This is a genomic window from Azotobacter armeniacus, assembly GCF_054779355.1.
The window spans coordinates 1-3065 of the sequence record NZ_BAAGYK010000060.1; the positions used below are offsets into that span (position 1 = coordinate 1).

At 61.3% G+C, this 3065-nt stretch carries 1 protein-coding gene and 4 pseudogenes; 3 read left to right on the forward strand and 2 right to left on the reverse strand.

What is annotated here, in order from left to right; all coding sequences use genetic code 11:
* Window positions 1–147 precede the first annotated feature (147 nt).
* Together ACYVD0_RS11505 and ACYVD0_RS11510 are read right to left on the reverse strand one after the other, a co-directional pair.
* Window positions 148–402, reverse strand: a pseudogene (locus ACYVD0_RS11505) (hypothetical protein); the annotation flags it as partial.
* An 80-nt stretch (window positions 403–482) separates the two neighbouring features.
* Window positions 483–1236, reverse strand: a pseudogene (locus tag ACYVD0_RS11510) (IS6 family transposase).
* A gap of 170 nt (window positions 1237–1406) precedes the next feature.
* On the opposite strand from ACYVD0_RS11510, the pseudogene ACYVD0_RS11515 reads away from it, so the two are divergent.
* The 3 genes and pseudogenes from ACYVD0_RS11515 to ACYVD0_RS11525 form a co-directional block, all read left to right on the forward strand.
* Window positions 1407–1823 (forward strand): annotated as a pseudogene (locus tag ACYVD0_RS11515) (IS4 family transposase); the annotation flags it as partial.
* Between the two features lie 360 nt (window positions 1824–2183).
* The gene (locus ACYVD0_RS11520) at window positions 2184–2801 is read left to right on the forward strand and encodes a TetR/AcrR family transcriptional regulator (RefSeq protein ID WP_460426945.1); all 618 of its coding nucleotides are present in this window, start codon (window positions 2184–2186) and stop codon (window positions 2799–2801) included.
* A gap of 82 nt (window positions 2802–2883) precedes the next feature.
* A pseudogene (locus ACYVD0_RS11525) lies at window positions 2884–3065 on the forward strand (efflux RND transporter periplasmic adaptor subunit); the annotation flags it as partial.

The window sequence follows — 3065 nt, forward strand, 5'->3', positions numbered from 1 at the left end:
CAGGTTGCCCAGGCGTACATTGCCGCGTTGGCGCGGCAACAAGCCTTCGATTTGTTTGAATTGCTCGGCGGTCAGTTGCATGGCACTCGGTCTCAACACTATTTTGCTGCATTATAGCAAATAGTGTTAACAGGCCCTAGTGCAGTTTCAACCAACATCCTGTTCAAGTGGTGGGAGCTGTTCGCAACCGTAATAGGTGCAGACCCGCTCCATTACCTCGGCGATGGTCAACGGGCGTTCGGGTTCATGGATTGCCCGCTTGCCATGCACCCAGCAGGGCTCGATTCGGTTCAGCCAAGGGCTTTTGCTCGGCAGGCAGCAGGTTACGATCTGTACGCCATCCCCAACCTTGGTCCGGCGATTATGCGCCCCGATCCAGGCTCGCACTCGATGGCTGACATGCCAGTTGGCATTGACCCAGAGGTACTGTCACGTTGTTGATGTGCGGCCGAACGAAAACATGACTCACGAGGATGAAGAACTCACGCGGCGAGACGTTCTGACATCGGGGCGCACGTCACCCTTTCCCAAGCCGCAAAGGCTTGGGTGCGCGCCTCTCGCTTCTGTTGCGCGTTCGTGTGGTAACGGCAGTGCATGAACAGGTTGGCGACCCGATCGTGGACCGAAGCGAATCGTTGCAACTGGCGCGCCGACTTGAAGCGGCGCATCACTTTCTCGCGTACCAGGATCGGTTGGTGCGAGTTCTCCGCCCGGTTGTTCAAGCCTTTATGCTGGCGGTGTTCGACGCTCAACCCCATTTCCCTGCTCGCCGCCGCATAACTCCCGAGCTTGTCGGTGACCAGGACACGCGGAGCGCGGCCGTGCTTTCTGAGCAGCTTGCGTATGAGCCGCCTGGCCGCCCGCTTGTCGCGCCGGCGTTGCACCAGCACATCGAGCACTGCGCCGTACTGGTCCACCGCGCGCCACAGCCAGTGCCTCCTGCCGTTGATCGTGACCACCACCTCATCGAGGTGCCACGTGTCGCCTCGGGGCCAACGCGGTGGAGCGAATACGCCGGGCAATGCCCAGGCCAAAGGTCACCGACCAGCGCCGCACCGTCTCGTAGGTCAGCGCGATGCCGCGCGCGGCCAGCAGCTCTTCGACCATGCGCAGGCTCAAGGGGAAACGCTAGTACAGCCACACCGCATAGCCGATCACCTCGGGTGGGAAGCGGTAACCGGCATAGGAAATGGCATCGCTGGCAGGGGCGTCGTGCTGCAGGGTGGTTCGTTTCATATCCGGGATTGTCGCCGTATCTCTGTCAATCCGCCAACAACGTTGGCAGTACCTTTCGACCCTGAGTGATCCCCAGAAATTTTCCCGAAAAATCAAATAGGTAGGGCTTGAAGAGGCCCGCATGGGCAGGCACGTTGGTTGTCGCCAAACAAAAACAGCGTCCCCAGCCCATGCAGACCGTCCAATTCTTGCACGCCGCCTTCGCCAAGGCACTCCCCACGATCCATGCCCGCCGTCTCGAGGCCCTGATGGCCGCGGTGGCCGCCCTGCTGCAAGGCCGCTGCCTGAGCCTGACCGCGCTGGGGCGCTTCCTGCCCGGCTCGGCCTATCCCAGGCATGCGATCAAGCGGGTCGACCGCCTGCTCGGCAACCGCCAGCTGCAGGCCGAGCGGGGGTTGTTCTACTGGGTCATGCGCCGTGCCCGGCTGGGCTCGCTCAGGCATCCGTTGATCCTGGTGGACTGGTCGCCGATCGATGCCGCCGGCAAGCTGTTCCTGCTGCGCGCCGCGATCCCGCTAGCCGGACGTTCGCTGCCGGTCTGCGAAGTCGTCCATCCGCGCGAGGGCATCCCGTACGCGCCTGAGCGACGCGGGCGGACGCCTGCGCCAGATCGAGGTTCTGTCCCAGTGCAAGGGTTACGAAGCGAGTCAGTTGCGGGTCGCCAAAACCCGTCCACCAGGCGACGAGGTCGGCGCTGGCAGTGGCATGCCGTTGATCGACTGCCGCCTGCCCCAGGAAGTGTTCCTGCAGAGGCGCGTCGGGGCGAACATAGTCAGGACCGATGGCGCAGCCTGCCGAGAGGCTGGCACTGATGAGCAGGGCAAGGGTGCGCTTGGGTGGCATGAGCTTCTTCCGGAGCTGGGGATATGGCGAGCAGAATGCTAGTGACCATAATACATAATGGTCACTGGTTGTCCGCTTTAACGACTGGCAGTAAGCTGTAAATCATGAACAAAACAGTCACCCATTCAGTTCTAGCTCGCGGCCCAGCCGATCACGAAGTGCGCGATCAGATTGTTGCCGCAGCCACCGAGCACTTCAGCCGGTATGGCTACGAGAAGACGACCGTCTCCGATCTCGCCAAAGCCATCGGCTTTTCCAAGGCCTACATCTACAAGTTCTTCGAGTCCAAGCAGGCCATTGGCGAGATGATCTGCGCGAATTGCCTGCGCCAGATCGAGGCCGAGGTCAGAGCGGCCGTCGATGAGGCCGATCGCCCGCCGGAGAAGCTGCGGCGGATGTTCAAGGCGATCGTCGAGGCCAGCCTTCGCCTGTTTTTCCAGGACCGTAAGCTCTACGAGATTGCCGCTTCGGCGGCGACCGAGCGCTGGCAGGCGGCGCTCGCTTATGAAGGGCGCATCCGGGAGTTGCTTCAGGACATCCTGCAGGAAGGTCGGCAAACCGGAGACTTCGAGCGCAAGACACCCCTCGATGAAACCGTGATGGCGATCTATCTGGTCATGCGTCCTTACCTCAACCCGCTGCTCTTGCAGCATGGTTTCGACTACACCGACGAAGCGCCAGGTCAACTGTCTAGCCTGGTGCTGCGCAGCTTGTCGCCGTGACGCCTGGATATTTGTGACCATTGACTAAATTAGTCACCAGATTCAGAGTGAGAGTCCCAATCAATTCGTTTATGGGACTCCCATGCTCCGGCGCCGCCTCTTTTTACCTACCGTCATCTGCGTATTGCCGTTTGCGTTGGTCGCCTGCGGCGAAAAAACACAATCCGATCCACGCACCGAAGCGCCGCTGGTGCGTGCCGCCATCGTTCAGGGGGCAACCCCTGCGCCACGCGCCTTCACCGGGACCGTAGCTGCTCGAGTCCA